General features: G+C 42.7%; 13 protein-coding genes. 3 read left to right on the top strand and 10 right to left on the bottom strand.

Annotated elements, in window-relative coordinates:
* Window positions 1-3 precede the first annotated feature (3 nt).
* The 8 genes from AC3WJC_RS08665 to AC3WJC_RS08630 form a co-directional block, all read right to left on the bottom strand.
* The gene (locus tag AC3WJC_RS08665) at window positions 4-1752 is read right to left on the bottom strand and encodes a RagB/SusD family nutrient uptake outer membrane protein (RefSeq protein ID WP_492398685.1); all 1749 of its coding nucleotides are present in this window, start codon (window positions 1750-1752) and stop codon (window positions 4-6) included.
* Between the two features lie 81 nt (window positions 1753-1833).
* On the bottom strand, window positions 1834-5373 hold the full coding sequence (locus AC3WJC_RS08660; RefSeq protein ID WP_492398684.1) for a SusC/RagA family TonB-linked outer membrane protein: 3540 nt from the start codon (window positions 5371-5373) through the stop codon (window positions 1834-1836).
* Between the two features lie 120 nt (window positions 5374-5493).
* On the bottom strand, window positions 5494-6450 hold the full coding sequence (locus tag AC3WJC_RS08655) for a FecR family protein (protein WP_492398683.1): 957 nt from the start codon (window positions 6448-6450) through the stop codon (window positions 5494-5496).
* A 72-nt stretch (window positions 6451-6522) separates the two neighbouring features.
* Window positions 6523-7131: a sigma-70 family RNA polymerase sigma factor gene (locus AC3WJC_RS08650; RefSeq protein WP_492398682.1), complete on the bottom strand. Its 609-nt coding sequence runs from the start codon at window positions 7129-7131 to the stop codon at window positions 6523-6525.
* An 81-nt stretch (window positions 7132-7212) separates the two neighbouring features.
* On the bottom strand, window positions 7213-8154 hold the full coding sequence (locus AC3WJC_RS08645) for a glycosyl hydrolase (protein ID WP_492398681.1): 942 nt from the start codon (window positions 8152-8154) through the stop codon (window positions 7213-7215).
* 101 nt (window positions 8155-8255) lie between these two features.
* Window positions 8256-10115, bottom strand: a complete 1860-nt coding sequence (locus AC3WJC_RS08640) for a mechanosensitive ion channel family protein (RefSeq protein ID WP_492398680.1) — start codon at window positions 10113-10115, stop codon at window positions 8256-8258.
* Between the two features lie 118 nt (window positions 10116-10233).
* Window positions 10234-10914, bottom strand: coding sequence for a metal-dependent hydrolase (locus AC3WJC_RS08635; RefSeq protein WP_492398679.1), 681 nt, complete (start codon window positions 10912-10914; stop codon window positions 10234-10236).
* 66 nt (window positions 10915-10980) lie between these two features.
* On the bottom strand, window positions 10981-11637 hold the full coding sequence (locus AC3WJC_RS08630; protein WP_492398678.1) for an HAD family hydrolase: 657 nt from the start codon (window positions 11635-11637) through the stop codon (window positions 10981-10983).
* A 183-nt stretch (window positions 11638-11820) separates the two neighbouring features.
* Here AC3WJC_RS08630 and uxaC point away from each other — a divergent pair, with 183 nt between their 5' ends.
* On the top strand, window positions 11821-13227 hold the full coding sequence (gene uxaC / locus AC3WJC_RS08625; RefSeq protein WP_492398677.1) for a glucuronate isomerase: 1407 nt from the start codon (window positions 11821-11823) through the stop codon (window positions 13225-13227).
* Here uxaC and cysM read toward each other — a convergent pair whose 3' ends face one another.
* Both cysM and AC3WJC_RS08615 read right to left on the bottom strand, forming a co-directional pair.
* Complete coding sequence (cysM, locus tag AC3WJC_RS08620) at window positions 13228-14112, bottom strand: cysteine synthase CysM (protein WP_492398676.1); 885 nt, start codon at window positions 14110-14112, stop codon at window positions 13228-13230.
* Window positions 14113-14120: 8 nt separating this feature from the next.
* Window positions 14121-14930 carry a serine acetyltransferase domain-containing protein gene (locus tag AC3WJC_RS08615; RefSeq protein ID WP_492398675.1) on the bottom strand — a complete coding sequence of 270 codons (810 nt, stop codon included), beginning with the start codon at window positions 14928-14930 and terminating at the stop codon, window positions 14121-14123.
* Window positions 14931-15227: 297 nt separating this feature from the next.
* On the opposite strand from AC3WJC_RS08615, the gene AC3WJC_RS08610 reads away from it, so the two are divergent.
* Window positions 15228-17273 carry an ATP-binding protein gene (locus AC3WJC_RS08610; RefSeq protein WP_492398674.1) on the top strand — a complete coding sequence of 682 codons (2046 nt, stop codon included), beginning with the start codon at window positions 15228-15230 and terminating at the stop codon, window positions 17271-17273.
* Between the two features lie 65 nt (window positions 17274-17338).
* Window positions 17339-17722, top strand: coding sequence for an acyl-CoA thioesterase (locus tag AC3WJC_RS08605; protein WP_492398673.1), 384 nt, complete (start codon window positions 17339-17341; stop codon window positions 17720-17722).
* Window positions 17723-17726 lie beyond the last annotated feature (4 nt).

The following is a 17726-nucleotide window of genomic DNA, read 5'->3' as shown; positions in this document are numbered from 1 at the left end:
ATTTTACCAGCCGGGGTTTTGACCAAGTTTTGGGTTTATTAGCCTTTCGGCTTCAGGTATTGGGTAAAGATAATATTTATCATCCCACTTACGTGTTACGTTTGTAAGCCAGGTAAGCTCGTTATTGCTATTTAGACGTTGCGGGTTTACTGATCCGGTTGATAAGTTATCCGCTACGCTTACATAAGTAACACCGGCTATAGCAGTTGGCATGGTACGGTAAAAGGCTACATCAAGTACACCATCGCCATTCAGGTCTATAGGTGTATTAAGCTCTGGCACATAGATGCCATTCCAGGTTTGATCCATTAACTCACCCCGTTTCCAACGAACTATATCATTAAAGCGGAAACCCTCGAAAACCAGTTCTATACCCCGCTCACGTCTGATCTCCAGTAACGAAGGGTCACTTATTTCCGGAAAATAATTGGTTTGCAAATATGTATCAACCGTTGTTGGCTTAGCGCTTGTGTTGCCCGTTATGCCTGCCCGGCGGCGCAAGGCACCAACAGTAATATTCCAATCCGCATCAGTAAGGGTACCAAGCTCAGCCTTTGCTTCGGCATAATTCAGTAACACTTCAGCATAACGTATTGATGGTATTGAATTGGTGTTGCGCGTACCACCATCCATTGATATATCGTCAAGCGTAAATTTTATTGGATGATAACCTGTATACGTGTATGAAAATGCAGGAGGAGTTAACTCTTGTTTGGTGCCGTTTAAACGGGTGTAGTTTCCCATACGGATAGTTTGCTGCAAACGCAAGTCACGGCCTTTAATTTCTTCGGCAAACTGCATCGTTCTATAACCTGTTTTTTCGGTAAACGGTGTACCATCTATAGTTAAGTACGTATTTACAAAAGTACGTATCAGGCTAAGGCGATCCCCATAGGTGGCGCTTGTCCAATACCAGTTGGCATCGTTAAAAACGCCCAGAGCAGGATCAACAACGGCAGCCAGCATTACTTCGTTACTAACAGGTGTAGTGCTGGTAAATAGCTGACGGTATGCTTTATCGGTACCACCGGCTGTATTTAGCGAGAACGCATTTGCATCAATTACCATTTTAGCGGCATCAGCCGCCTGTTGCAATAAACCATTGGCTGATGATTCCAGTTTATATTCGTTGTGGTATTTACGGAAAGTACCTTCAAACAAGCATACCCTTGATTTAAACGCGTAAACTATGTTTTTGGTGATCTGAGTACGCGATGCATCATTTGTTGTGGTAATATTTTGCGCGGCATAGTCTAAATCGGCTATAATGGAATCAACCACAAGTGTGCGCGAATCGCGGCCTGCATAAAGCTTCGGATCATCTTCGGCCATTGGGGTGTTAATCCATGGCACATCGCCAAAACGCTTGAGCTTGTCAAAATAAAACCAAGCACGAAAAAACCGGGCCAATCCATTAAAATGACGGCGCTTATCTTCAGGTATTTGAGGCCTTACGTTATTCATTATAAAATAATTGATATTTCTCAAGGCAGACCAGTAAGTCCATGACCAGCCTGTGCTTTGTTGTGGGCCATAAGCTCCGGGCCGTAAAAAATCAGGAACCGATGTGCGGGCAGCGTAATCGGCCATGGCATCACCCCGAACTAAGGCGCCGGCATCAGGCAATATTTCGTAAAAGGAATTAGCATATAGCTGCAAACCCTCAACACTACCAAACACGGCAGGTGGAGTAGCTGCTGATTGTGGTTCCTGATCAAGCTTTTTACAACCAGCTATTATAACCACCGCCATTGTTAAGCTCAACAGTACCTTATTGTATTTAAATTTTATGGAAAACATATTTAACCAGATTAAATTGTTTGTATTACTTGATTAAAAAGTTGCTGTTACACCAAGGGTAACACTTTTAAGTATCGGATAATTGTTGCCGTTGCCGCTACTACCATCTGTTAATATGCGGTCAGATCCGTTAATGCTTTCAGGGTCAATATCTTTGGTGATCTTGTACAAAGGCGACCATGTTAACAGGTTCTCTCCTGAAACAAATACACGCAGGTTGCTCAACTTAATTTTTTGGATAAGCGGCAGTGGTAAATTGTAACCCAACTGAATGTTTTTAAGGCGCAGATAGGCCGCGTTTTGCAGATATTTGGTTTGAGCCTGCGTTAACTCACCTGATCCGTTTTGCGCAGTGTAACCACGGTAGCGCGGAAAGTATGCATTCGGATTATCCTCTGACCAGATATTACCGATCATGGATACCGGTATTTTGTTGTAAGGCCTGTTATACTGACCCCAAAATACGCTGGCTTCTGAACCCGGATACCAATCGCGTTTACCTACACCTTGTAAAAAGGCTGAGAAAAAGAAGTTGTTCCAGTCAGCGTTTAAGCCAATGCCATAAGTATAACGGGGAGTTGAGTTGCCTATAATTCTGCGGTCACCTGGGTTATTAGCGGTTTGCAAGCCATTATCTATAATACCATTACCATCAAGATCTGCAAATTTGATGTCGCCCGGCATTAACTGGCCGGTTGTTGAAGCTTTAGTAATTATTTGTGTTGGTGAGTTTGCGATATCTTGAGCCGAGGTGAAATAACCCAGCGTAGTATACCCCCAAATTTCACCAAGTGTTTGTCCTGTATAGTAATCGCTTAAACGCTTATCTGTGTTATTGTATTTTGTGATTTTAGCCAGATAATCAGATAAAGTAAGCCTCACGCTGTAGTTAAATGGCTTACTGCCTACATCAAAACGATCATGCCAGTTCACGGTTACTTCCCAGCCTTTGGTTTGCAAGTCGGCATAGTTACCTTTTGGTGGTTCTGCTCCAAATACACCAGGTACTGTTGGGCCGGTAGTGTACATGTTCTTAGTATCGCGTATGTAAGCGTCAGCACTGATGTTCAACTTATCGTTTAACAAACCCAGATCCACACCAAGGTTTTTTGTGCGTGATGTTTCCCAGGTTAAGGCATTAGGCAATACAACCGGATTGTTGGTACGCTGTGGTAAAACACCATTTAATATTCTGCCCGAACGTACAATGTCCAATGTTTCCTTAAAGCGGTATGAGCCGATGCTGCCATTACCTAATGATCCGTATGATCCGCGAATTTTGAAGTTACTGATCAGGTTTTTCGATACATCAAAAAACGGCTCTTCTGATACTCTCCAGCCGGCTGAAACTGACGGAAAGAAGGCGTAACGCTGATCGTTAGGGAATTTCGACGATCCATCGTAACGGCCGTTGGTTTCAATTAGGTATCTGTCTTTATATGAATAATTTAAACGATAGAAACCACCCAATATGGCCCATTCTTCCCAACCGCCTTTTGGCGTTATACCCTGGCCTAAAGCAAGGTTAAGGTCGGTAGCATCCTCCTGCAATAAGCCGTTACGGGTAACCTCCTGGTGCTCAAAGGTTGATTGCTCGTAATTGTAACCGGCAAGCGCTTTAAAATAATGGCCTCCTTTTAATTTCGGCTCATATTCGCCGTAAATATTGGTAGCTATATATTTTGTGTTTTCGGCAATCTTTTGCAGGTCGTTATAAGCGGTGCCCACATATTGTATAACACCCGGTCGGGTACTGTAAGGTACCGGAACACGTTTACGGTCCTGCCCGTTGTCAGTATTTTGGAACGTGAAGTCACCTTTTACACGGAATACGTTATCATAAAAGTGCGCGTTAAAGCTGGTTGTGTTACGGAATACACGGTTATTCATATCTATACCGTTTTTACCATAGTAAAGATCGCCTACCGAATAAGCCGCCGAGTAGGTTAAAGTACCATCAGGGTTAAATAACGGAACCATGGTATGGCCTTCGTCAGCAATGTTACGCCATATACTGCCACCCTCGCCTACGTTAAGCGGGTTATGGTATTTCATGTTGGAGTAATCGGCGTTATTGCTGAGGGTTAACCACGGGTATACCTGTAATGAACCTTTTGCACGCAGGTTATAAATATTATAATCATCACTGTTATAACGGAACAAACCATCCTGAGCGAAATAACGGCCGGTGATCAGAAAGTCAGCCTTGCCGCTGTTACCTGATACTGATAAGTTATGCTCACGTGAACTGTTATGATCTTTATAAAGCAATTTGTACCAATCTGTATCACCATAATACTCATAATCACCCGTAGCGTTTACAATGGTGGTAGGCAATGATGGATCGTTATTCCGCTTTTCAAGCTCAGCCAGGTAAGCCTGAGAGAACTTAACCGTTTTGTTGATATTTTGCGGCGTTTGCGAATAATCATTCCAGGCACTCCATGCATCATTAAACATTTTGGCAAATGTATAACCATCGGTTACAAACTCAGGCACGGTAGTCGGGCTCTTTATCGACTGGTTGAAGGAGTATGTTATGCTGGTTTTTTCTTTGGATGGATTTTTAGTGGTGATCAATACCACGCCAAAAGCACCACGCGCACCATATATAGCCGCGGATGAAGCATCTTTAAGTACGGATACGCTGGCCACGTCGGCCGGATTGATACGGCTTGGGTCGCCCTCAACACCATCAACCAAAACCAACGCGTTACCACCCTGGCCAATGGAAGTTATGCCACGTATGTTAAACGTTGGCGACTGCACCGGTTTGCCATCAAGCGGTACAATGTTAAGGTTAGGTATAGTACCCTGCATACCTTGAGATAAGTTAGGTAACGAACGGTTTTCCAACACTTTTGAAGTAACCTGATCTACCGAACCTGTAAGGTTTTCCTTTTTTTGAGTACCGTAGCCTACAACCAATACCTCATTTAACGTACCTGTTTGGCCGGTAAGCGCGATGGTATTGAGTTGTGTAGTTTCGCCGCCGTTTATGCGCACACCCGGTATGCGTTTTGATTCGTATGAGATAAAGCTCACAACTACGGTATAGGCTCCCTCTTCGGCTTCAATGGTGAACGAGCCGTCGGCCTGTGTTTGTACGCCTTTATTACTTTCAACAAGCATAATGGTAGCACCCGGTAAAGGCTCTCCTTTTTCGTCAACCACCTTGCCTGATATTTTACCAGGCGAAGCCATCGGTTTTTCCAGCTTTTTAAACAAGGTAATAGTGCCTTGTACCTCTTCTTTAAAACCGATAGGCGTATTGCCTAACAACTTTTTAAGTACGTTGTAAATACGCTCGTTGTTAAAATCGCGGTCTTTAATTTTAATGTTATTCAGATTGACCAATTGCGGATCGTAGGCAAAATCTATTTTCCCGGCTTGTTCAACCTTTTTTAATGACGCGGCAAGGGTTTCATTTTTTAATGAAACGCTGATACGTTTTTCAAAAATCTGGCCTGATGACGGCGAGGCGCTCAGCACTCCCGAGCAGGCAATTAATGCGGTGTAAATCAGTAACGTAATACGCATAGCTTTAGTTAAGCGACGTAAGTTTTTTTTCATACATTTGATTTCTTTAGTGAATTTTAATTAAGAAACTAAGGGCAAAGCTGTTAGGGCTCAATCTGTCAGCAATGCAAGCATGGCCGGTACTGCTTCAGTTCCGGCTTTTTTACAATTGTATCAGTAAATAATTACCTCATTATTATTCCTCCTGTAGTGATTTTGATGTACTGAGCAAATGATGCGTAAGGTTTCATCAAGCGTGCGCGATGTATTGATTTGGATATTGTAGCGATAGTTAGCAGCGGCTTTACTACTGCTGGTAAGCTGCACGCCATAGGTGTTAGCTATAGCAAAGGCCAGTTCATTAAAAGTGGCTTTGTTTAATATCAGCTTGCCGCCTGTCCATGATCTTACCGCTGAAGCATCAACTTTTTTTAATGCAGAATTACCGGTGGTTGCATTATAGCTTACCTGCATGTTTGGTGTGAGCATGCCCAGTAATTTTTTATGATTGTTTACCTGAACTTTACCGGTGCGTACGGTTACAACCGCTTGTTTTAAAAGATGATATGCCCTTACGTTGAATGATGTGCCCAATACGCGGGTGGTAATATGCTTTGTTTTTACCAGGAACGGCCGCTGTGGATTTTTGGTTACCTCAAAAAAGGCCTCGCCCTCGTCAAGGTAAACATAACGTTGCTGCTGATATTGAAAGGTATTACTGATGCGCAGCTCACTTTTAGCGTTAAGCCATACGGATGATCCATCCGGCAGGCTGATCTTTTTTACTTCGCCGGTTTTAGTTTTGATAGAAGTAAAACTCTCGCTGCCCTCGTTTTTAACAACAGTGGTAATGCTTTTTTTGCGGATAAATAGTGATACCGATACCATTACAATGGCAATAGCCGCGGCATATCTCATCCATTTTATTCTGCGTAATTTGGCCGGTGGTTTATTTATTCCCGCATGTATATCCCCATGGATCTCTGTTTGCAAACGCTCTTCATCAGCCGCGCTCAGTTCATGCCAGTCCTTGTAGGAGGCATACCAATCGTCAACCAATTGTTTCTCGGCTTCGGTGGCTTCGCCTTTAAGGTAGCGGTCAAATAAATTTTTTAGTTCGGCTGGCGTCATTCAGTACTTGTGCTTTTGTAATTAAGTTGCACAACTACCGCCTTACTACTTCAATTTCAGGTGAACGTTAGGTTAACTTTTTGTAAACAGGATGCCGATGAGCATCATGCTGCCCATATAGCGTTCAGGGTATTCAACCTTAATACGTTTTTTCAGGCGTTTAAGCGCTTCAGTAATATTGTTGGATACCGTTTGTTCGGCCAGGTTGAGGCTCCCGGCTATTTCTTTTACCGAATAACTGTCACTTCTCAGCAAAAAGCTGTTCTTCATGTTAACTGGCATTTCTTCCACTTCTTCGCTAACTATACGTTCCAGGTCAAAGTAGGTTGATAAGTTTTGGTGCGAATGCAACATTTGCGTTATGCGTTCGAGCGCGTTGTCAATTGCCTGCTGCTTAATATTTTCGGAGCGGTAATAATGCAGCACTTTCATTTTTACAGCGCCGTAAAGGTATTGCTTTAAAGTAGTGGTAACGCTAATGATATTATGCTTTTGCCAAATATCAATAAAAACATTTTGTACAATGTCTTTAGCTGCCTCCTCATCGCTCACTCTGCTATAGGCTGATAAATAAAGGCCTTTCCAATAGCTATTATAGATATGATCAAAGGCCTGAATATTGCCAAGTTTCAGCAGTTGCAATAACTCTGTTTCACTGTAAATATGATTACCTGTGCGCATGCCCAAATGTACATTTGCAAGGTAAAGGGAATGTTAAGTTTAATTTATTGTGTATAACTTACACTTGTTTAAACAGATAAATTATTTGCCGTATTTTTTTAAAATATCGGGCACTTCATCAAGCGTAATAATCAGCTCATGGTTGTAAACGCGCTTTAAATAATCCTTGTCTATCGCGGTTAAATGGCCGGTATGCCATTCCATCCACCATGACCATATCGTTCCGTCGACCAAACATTTATCCGGATCGGGCGGTATGCCGCATTCATGGTAAGCTATCGGGATATTTCTGCTGCTTATTAGCCTGGCTTGCTTATACATGGCAGTATGCGGGTTGTCATCGCCATAATCATCGGCACCTACAATATCAACATAAGCATCACCCGGGTACCAGGCTGAGTCGGGTTTTGAGGTATAGCAAAACACCCAGATCAAATTATTCAGCTTTTCCTGCTTAACAAAGTAATTATACATGGTTATCCATAGCTTTTTTAACGATTCGGGGCCTTGTTTGCTCCACCAAAACCAACCGCCGTTCAGCTCATGAAACGGGCGCCACAATACCGGTACTTTTGCTTCTTTAAGTTTTTTTAGCAGGCGGGTCTTTTCCTTCAATTCCGCCCACATAGCCAAATTTTCAGGCGTGCCTTCCTCAAAGCATTTTTCAATATCAATCTGTTGTTTTGAGTTATCGTACCCCTGCCCCTTTGTTGGTGCGCCCCAATGCCACATAATTGTTGGGATGCCCCCTTTACGCCACCATTCAATAGCGTGTGTTACTTCGTTCTCGTTTTCGGCACTGTCAATAAAATCCATGCCCCGTATGGCAGGTTGTTTACCAGTTACCTCCTGCAAATACTTTAACTCGCTTTCGCCCCATTTAACATCCATTTGGCCGGCTAATGTTTTTTTGCCGTTAATATCCAGCAGGTAGTTGTAAAGTGCCCGTGCTTCGCCGGAGGCTTTTTTGTTTGACAGCTTTACCGGAGATTGCGCGAATGATAAAGCCCCAATGCCTATCATTATACAAGTAATCAGTGATTTTTTTATTTGATTTTTTTCTATCATTTATCGGTTAAAAGAAACACTAAAATAGGCTTTATAACAATATACTAATGGTTCAATTACAGATCATCTTTTTTAATCCTGATACCGCCCGGCTGATAATCTTTAGCTAAGTATTCAGCCGGAATTGCGGTTGTATTACCATCGCGCACCGCGTTATATCTTGGCGACATTAATTCTATGCCTGCATCATTAAATACATCCTGAATATTAGCATGCAGATCTGAGTAAATCCGGGCTTGTTTATTCGGAGATTTTGTAAAAGCATTTATGCTGTAGCTCACATAAAAATCATCAAGACTGGTTTGAAATACATACGGCAATGGTTCTTTTTCAAGTAAGGACGTACGTGACGCGGCCTCGATCAATAATTTGTGTACATCCCGCCATGCAACATCGTATCCGCAGGTAATGGTGGTATGCACTATTAAGCCTTTATGCGTTGCATCGCTACTGTAATTTACTGTATGATTACTCATAACTGTAGAATTAGGTATCGATATGATCTCATTTTGAATAGTACGTATACGGGTTACCAGCAAGTTTTTCTCAATTATATCTCCCGTTACCTCTCCTATTTTAACCCTGTCGCCAATTTTAAAAGCACGCATATAAGTAAGTACCAAACCTGCAACAACGTTGCCTAACGCGCCCGCTGATCCGAACGTAAAGAGTACACCGACAAATACAGATACCCCTTTAAATATGGGCGACTCGTTACCCGGCAGATATGGAAATATAACTACGATCATGAATGCCAAAACCAAAACACGGATAATTTGATAGGTCGGGTTTGCCCAGTCAGCATAAAAACCAGGAATAGTTAGCTGGCCACGCTCAATTTCAAGCTTTATAAAATTAAAGAATCTTAAAACGTATCTGAATACGACTATTAATATAATGATTGTGATCAGGTTAGGTATATAATTCCATATTGCCTCCCCAATTTTGCGTAACGGACTAAGTATGTATCCCAGTAATGCCGCTGATATATCGCGGGTAAACGGAAAGATGCTGAACAATATAGTGAGTGCAAAATATACGGTGATCAATATAACTATCCACCTCACAAGGCCTATCGCTGTATTAATTAACCCAAGTTGCCTTGCCGGTGTAAGTAATTGGTAGTTGCGTATGTGGACACCTTTTTTTGATACCCGGTCATTCAATGCCAGCTTACCTGTAAACCATCTGAATAAGCGATTTATAAAATAGATGAGCAAACTCAATACAGCGATAACCAGTAAGGCCAGCAAACCTTCTTTCACCAGGGTTTGTATACTTGTTTCATCGCGATGAATAACTACGGCACGGCCAATTGTGGCGCGTAGTTTTTGAGCAAGTTCTGTTCTTGATGTGTTCTCCCAAAGGGCATCCATGTCAGAAACCGACATGATCATTTCATCTCCGTATACAATATCAGTAGTTTGCTCCGCTTCGCTGATTTTTAACGAGTCGGCACTAAAGCGATAATTGTCGGCAAGTAATATTAAACGGTGTTGTACCGCTTCGGCGCGGTCTTTAGCAGTAAAGCTCCCCTGTTTTAAATAGATAGAAAATAAGGTGTCCCGAAAGGGTTGTACTACAAAGCCCTTTACATATCTTCTGAGTGAATCAACCTGTTGTTTTTGCCTGATTATCCGTAGGGAGTCTTTTTGCTTTAAGGCGTTTAGCTGTTTTACTAAGCCCAGGCGTTCATCATCATTTCCGGATAGTTGGGATACTTTTAATTCAAGCTCATTCCGTTTTAATGAATCCGCTACCCTTTCTGCCGATAACTGTTTTACGCTGTTTAGTTGGTTGTTAACCCTATCATTGTGTATTGTATCAATTTTACTTACGGTTGTATCCGCTGGTTGTGCGGCAACCGCGGATATCTTAAAAAACAACAGCAATAAAACGGGTAAATATTTGGACATATACAATATTAACTAATTTATAACAACGGTTAACCTGAAAACTTTGTTCGATAAAGCGCACCTTAAAACAAAAAAGCCGCCTTTATGGGGCGGCTTTTGGAAAGTTTTATACTTTATTTTAAACCGTTATGGTTTCGCCAATGGCAGGTAATAACAGGGTTATTCCTGCTTGTTCAAAACGCTGTTTGGCATCTTCGGTATCGATCATAATAAAGCCAAAGGTGTTGTAATGTACACCGATAACGGTTTTAACGCCCACCATTTTAGCGGCTTCAATCGCGTCATCAATACCCATGGTCAGGTCATCGCCTATGGGTAATATGGCATAATCAAGATCAGCCCAGCGTGGCACCAGTTGCATATCCAGTGTTAAAGCGGTATCACCACTGTAATAAAAGTTGCCTTCATCGCTTTTTACAGCAAAGCCTGTAGCTACACCGCCATAACTGCCATCGGGCATACTGCTTGAGTGTACTGCGGTAAAGCATTTAACCTTACCAAAATCAAGCGCCAACTGCCCGCCCGGGTTTAGCGGATGCGTATTGCTAACGCCATTATTGTTAAACCAGGTATGCACCTCAAAGCTGGCGATAACCTTTGCGCCGGTGCGGTTGGCTATGCTCTCCACATCGGCCATGTGGTCAGAGTGCCCGTGCGATACAAAAATATAATCAGCAGGTACAGCGTTTACATCAACGGTTTTCGCCAGTTCGTTTGGTGTAATAAAAGGGTCGAAAAGTATATGCTTACCGCCTAGTTGTACGGCGAAGCATGCATGTCCATAATAGGTAAATTCCATATAGTTAATTGTTTAATTAAAATCTTATTCTGTTGTTTAAACAAGTATTTTAACCTTTTGTTGCGATTAATTGTTCACTAACCCGGTTATGTACGGATCGGTAAAATCCCCGGCGAAATGAAGTATATTATCCAGGTAGCTGAACTCTTCCACCTCATGTGTTGTGGTTAGGATCACCGTTTTCATGCCCGCGTTCTTAGCGGCCTCCGCTCCTTTGGGCACATCCTCAAACACCAGGCAATCCTGCGGCGAAACCTGCATCAGTTCAGCGGCTTTTAAAAACGTTTCGGGGTGCGGCTTGCTGATGTTTACATCATCGGCACTAACAACTACGGGAATATATTTGCGGATGTTCAAACCATCCAGCACAAAATCAATATTAAACGGAATAGCGGCCGAACCAATAGCCATGAGGATGCCCTTTGCATAGGCCTGCTCTAAAAACGCCTGCAATCCGGGCAGTAGTTTTAGCTCCGGTAAGAAAGCTTTTTGATAGCGCTTTTCTTTTTCCAGCGATAGCCTGTCCATTTCGTCCGTAGTAAACCGCCCCTCGCCAAACATCCGTACCAGTAATTCGTGATTTTTGCCATACATGTTTTGCTTAACCTGTTCACGGGTAAAATTACCGCCAAGGTCGTTGTTTAATATTTCTTCCCAGGCCAGGGTATGGTACCACATATCATTGATCATAGTGCCGTTTAAATCAAATATTATCGCTTTCATAGTTTGTTTTGCTGTACAGGGCGCTAAGGTAATTCAATACCTTTAAACCATATGATACAAGTTTTAACATTTACTTTTAGCCTGTAATTTGAATTATTATAGTAAAACCTCCATGCTTTTTATCTGTATTATTTAACTAATAGCGCTAAACTTGTTAATATCGCAACATAAAATACATCACCTGTGCAAAGCTTTTTAAACGAGAACTTTTTGCTGACCAATGACACCGCCCGCAGGCTGTATCATGATTATGCAACGCATCTCCCTATTATTGATTACCATTGCCATTTGCCGCCACAGGAAATAGCGGAGAATAAAACTTTCCGTAACCTGACGGATGTATGGCTTAAGGGCGATCACTATAAATGGCGGGCCATGCGCACCAATGGCGTAAACGAGGAATATATTACCGGCAATCGCAGCGACTATGAAAAGTTTGAGCAATGGGCGGCAACTATGCCTTATACCCTGCGCAACCCATTGTATCATTGGAGCCACCTTGAACTGGAACGTTATTTTGGTATCAGCGATATTTTTTCACCGGCAACGGCAAAACATATTTATGAAACAGCTACAGCCCTGTTGCAGCAACCTGATTTTACCACCAGGGCATTGATTAGCCGGATGAATGTAGAGGCTATCTGTACTACGGATGACCCTGTAGATGCCCTGCAATATCATCAGCAGTTAAAGAATGATGGCTTTGAGGTAAAGGTGTACCCCACATTCAGGCCGGATGAGGCAATGAATACAGCGAGCCTTGAAAATCTGAATGCATATATTGATAAACTTGCCGCTGTTGCCAATGTGGACATCAACAGTTACGACAGCTACCTTACAGCGCTAAAAAGCAGGCACGACTATTTTGCCGAAAATGGCTGCGTATTATCTGACCATGGCATTGACTATGTTTATGCTGATGACTATACTGAATCTGATGTAAGATCAATTTTTGATAAGATAAGAGCAAACCGGCAAATCACCCCGCACGAAGCAAGCCGGTTCAGGTCAGCATTATTGTTTGAGATAGCTTGCTGGAACCACGAAAAAGGCTGGGTGCAGCAGTTTCATATCGGGGCGGTACGTAATATTAACAGTAAGGGCATGAATTTACTTGGCCCTAATACCGGTTGGGATGGCATTGGCGATTTTGGCCAGGCCTCCTCACTTGCCCGCTTTCTGGATAAGCTGAACATAAACAACTCGCTTGCCAAAACCATAGTTTACAATCTCAACCCTGCCGACAATGAAGTAATAGCCTCCATAACAGGTTGTTTTAATGATGGCGAGATAGCAGGCAAAATGCAGTTTGGCTCAGCATGGTGGTTTCTGGATCAAAAGGACGGTATCACCAGGCAGCTTAATTCACTCTCCAACATCGGCCTTATCAGCCGCATGGTGGGCATGCTTACCGATTCACGCAGCTTTTTATCTTATCCGCGTCATGAATATTTCAGGCGGATACTATGTAACCTTTTTGGCGAGGATATTGAAAATGGCGAACTGCCTGCCGACATAACATGGACAGGGAAGATAATCAGCGATATCTGCTATCATAATGCACGCAGCTATTTTAAGTTCGATTATTAATTATTCGGCCACATCGCCGAACAGGCCGCTGCTCAGGTAGCGGTCGCCACGGTCGCAGGCTATAAATACGATAATACCGCTATCCAACGTTTTGGCCAGATTAATAGCCGCAGTACAAGCGCCGCCACTGCTCATGCCGGCAAATATGCCTTCCACTTTGGCCAGTTTGCGTGTCATGGCTACGGCTTCGGCCTCGTCAATATCAATAGTTTGGTCAACATTGGCCGGGTTAAATATTTTAGGCAGATAAGCCTCAGGCCAGCGGCGTATACCGGGGATAGACGATCCCTCTGTCGGCTGGCAACCTACAATTTGTATGTCCTTGTTCTTTTCCTTTAAGTATTTTGAACATCCCATTATGGTACCCGTAGTGCCCATCGCGCTTACAAAATGGGTGATTTTACCATCAGTATCCCGCCAAAGCTCAGGGCCGGTGGTTTTATAGTGAGCCATGTAATTATCGGTGTTGGCAAACTGGTTTAGTAAAAAATAGCCAGGTGTTACGCCCTTCTCTTCCGCATAATCGCGGCAAATCTCAATATTTTCAAGCAAGGTAACTTTGGCACCGTAGGCCTCCATGGTCAGGGTACGCTCACGGGTTGAATTGGCAGGCATTACCAGTTCTATATCCAGATCAAATAAACGGGCTATCATGGCCAAAGCGATACCGGTATTACCGCTGGTGGCTTCAACCAGTTTGGTACCTTCTTTAATATCACCTCGTTCAATGGCGCTGCGTATCATGTTTAGTGATGCCCTGTCCTTAACGCTGCCGCCCGGGTTATTGCCTTCTAACTTGGCATATATCTCAACATTGGGGTTAGGGTTAAGCTTTGCCAGTTTAACCAGTGGTGTATTGCCTATTAAATCGGTAACTGATGCCATTTCAATATCTATTCTTGTGTAACGTTTTGTATGGTGATCTTAGGGATATGGTAAACCGTTGAGTAAGGTGCTACGCTGCTGGTTAGCCACACATTGCCGCCTATAACGCTATCATGCCCTATTACGGTATTGCCGCCCAATATGGTAGCACCGGAGTAAATGATCACCCTATCCTCAACATTAGGATGCCGTTTAATGCCCGACAGGCCTTTACGTACGCTTAAAGCGCCAAGCGTAACGCCCTGGTAAAGCTTTACATATTTGCCGATAACGCATGTTTCGCCTATTACAATACCGGTACCATGATCTATGTGAAAGTACTCGCCTATTACCGCGGCAGGGTGTATATCAATACCCGTTTTGGAGTGGGCATGTTCTGTTAAGATCCTTGGTATAAACTGGATATTGAAATTGTATAAAATATGCGCGATGCGGTAAAAACAGATAGCATAAAATCCAGGATAGGTGCGTATAACCTCAAATTCACTCTGAGCCGCAGGGTCGCCATCATATATAGCCTGAATATCGGTATTAAGAGTATTATATAACGATGGCAGGTTATTAAAGAATTCCTGTGCTACAATTTTGCCTGTGTCGGCATCCGCATGGCCGCCTGTGCTTAAAATTACGGTAAGCTCATCGCACAGGATAGATGAATAATCTTTTAATTCGGTTACAGAGTCAAATTCAAGTGTTGAATGTTCAGGATATAGCAAATATATAACCTTGAGCGCCCAACTTGCTATCATATCATTTGATGGGATAACCTGTTTCGCTCGTGGCTTACTCAGTAGTTCTATGTAAAAATCGTCATTCATATTGTTTGGTGGTTCCGTTTGACGGTAATAGCAAAAGTACACTTTTACTTAATTACCCAATGTCATGCAAAAAACAAATAGAACTTTAGCAATACAAATGCCTTTTAGAACGCGTTTAATGTACTTAGGAATACGGCTACGATCACGACAGCCTGCCATCTTGCTAAAAGAATTTATTACATAATCAGGAACAAATTAAGGTTTGTTTTATATAATTTTGAGGTTACAACAACATTACCTAAGCGAATAGCTTTAATGTTCAGGCATATAATGGTGATGGATTAATGTTTACAAAGAATGGAGAACCCGGCGTTAGCCTCAAAAAATGGCAGTATTGCTGATAACCTGTTATTACAGATACTTTCGTCATCTGCCTACGCTACAGCTATATATGTGAGTGAGCATTTACATATAGGTTTTGTAAACGATGGTATGTTGCGAATTTGGGGTAAAGACCGGAACGTTTCAGGCAAAGCGTTAGAGGATGCTATTCCTGAAGCTAAAGGCCAGCCTTTAATTGATTCAATAAAGCAGGTTTGGCGTACCGGCGTAACCTATAATGCTGAGAATACACCCGCTGATATATTGATAGACGGTGAATTGCAAACCTTTTACTTTGATTTTGAATACCGTGCTATAAAAAGTGATACCGGCGATGTATACGGCATTTTGCATACTGCGGTTGATGTAACTGAAGAGGTAAGGCAGGACAAAATAATTCACGAAAAAGAGAACCACGAGCAGGAACTATTTGAAGAGCTCGCGGCCTCAAACGAGGAGCTTACCGCTATTAACGAAGAGTACTTAGCCACCAACGAGGAACTCTCTGCTACTAATGAAGAGCTCACGGTTACCATTGAAGAGCTCGCGCAATCGCAAATGGATCTGCGCTACAGCAAATCAAAGGTTGACCAGATACTGAATTCATTAGCGGCCCCGGTAGTAGTGTTGCAAGGGCCTCAGTATATTATCACCTCGGTAAATAAGGCATTACTTAAACTATGGAATAAAACTGCAGAACAGGTTATGGGCAAGCCTATGCTTGAGGTGTTCCCGGAGATGAACGAGCAGGTATTCCCCAAGCTATGGAAGCATGTACTCGAAACCGGAGAAACGGTAATTAAGAAAGAGATTGAAGTATATTACAAAGATGCCGTTGAAGGAGAAAGACGCTTTTTAGCTGATTTTCATTACCAGCCGCTTCGCGACCTGGAAGGTAACGTAAACCGCGTATTGGCTACCGTAATTGATAATACCGAACAGGCACGGGCTCGTAAAGAGGTTGAGAAGGCGGAAGAACAATTGCGGCTGGCCATTGAATCGTCGCAAATGGGTACCTGGAATATTGATGCAAAAACCTATGAGTTTTTACCATCCATCAGGATGAAAGGCTTTTTTGGCTATGCTGAAGATGAGTACATGAGTTATAATGATGCACTTGCGCTGATAACTGATGATTACCGCGATAGTGTAAAAATTGCCATGCGTAACGCTATAAACAAAGGTATTCCGTTTAACGAGGAGTTCAGCCTGCGTGTTCGCAACAGCCAGCAGTTGCGCTGGTTCAAAGCTACCGGCAAACTGTATGAAGATAAGGTTGACGGCAATAAATATTTCTCGGGCACGCTGCTTGATATTACTGAAGCTAAGGAAGACGATCTTCGTAAAAATGATTTTATAGGCATGGTAAGCCACGAGCTTAAAACGCCTATTACCTCGCTGAACGCTTACCTGCAGATGCTCACAGCCAAAGCTTTAAAAGCGGAAGATGTATTTACAGCCCATGCACTGGGTAAAGCAGGCATACAGGTTAAAAAAATGACCTCGCTTATCAACGGCTTTCTTAACGTATCACGCCTTGAATCAGGAAAGATCTACCTTGAAAAACAGGTTTTTGACCTGGAGAAACTGGTAACTGAAGTGGAGGATGAGATGAAAATAGTGCATACCAGCCACCCGATCATTTTCAACCTGTGCAAACCTGTTTTTGTAGAGGCTGACCGGGAAAAGATTGGTCAGGTAATCAATAATTTTTTAAGTAACGCTATCAAGTACTCGCCCAAAGGCAGCCCTATTGAAGTGATATGTACCGAAACAGATGGCAGTGTACGTGTTACGGTAAAAGATAAAGGCATTGGCGTTCAATCACAGGATAAGCTAAAGCTATTTGATCGCTTTTACCGGGTTACCAGTTATCAAACCCAAACCATTAGCGGTTTTGGTATAGGCTTATATTTATGCGCCGAGATCATCCGCAGGCATGAGGGTGTGATAGGTGTTGACAGCGAACCCGGCAAGGGCTCAGGCTTCTACTTTGAATTGCCTGCTGTAAATCCCCAATAACGAGAATTTTAATTTATAAACACTCAATACCACGCCCAAAAGCGTGGTATTGTTATTTTTGCCACATGGAGATCGAAGAAAGAATACAATCGTCAGAAACCCGCATGTTCAGGCCCATATTTCCGGGTGCTACTAATCATTATGATACACTGCATGGGGGTAACGCCATGTTTATGATGGATGAGGTGGCTTTTATGGCGGCTACCCGCTTTAGCCGCAAACGGGTAGTAACGGTATCTTCAGATCGTATTGACTTTAATAAGGCTATCCCGGCAGGTACTATTATCGAACTTATAGCACGGGTTATACATGTAGGTAATACGAGCTTAAAAGTATTGGTCGAAATTTTTATTGAAGAAATGTATTCCGAACATCGCGAAAAAGCTATTACAGGTACATTTACCTTTGTAGCTATTGATGAGCATAAAAACCCGGTGAAGGTTTTATAGTTAC

The organism is Mucilaginibacter sp. FW306-07-L, from assembly GCF_058782065.1.
Note: the sequence above shows the minus strand (reverse complement) of the source record. Positions and strands in the feature narration are given on the sequence as shown.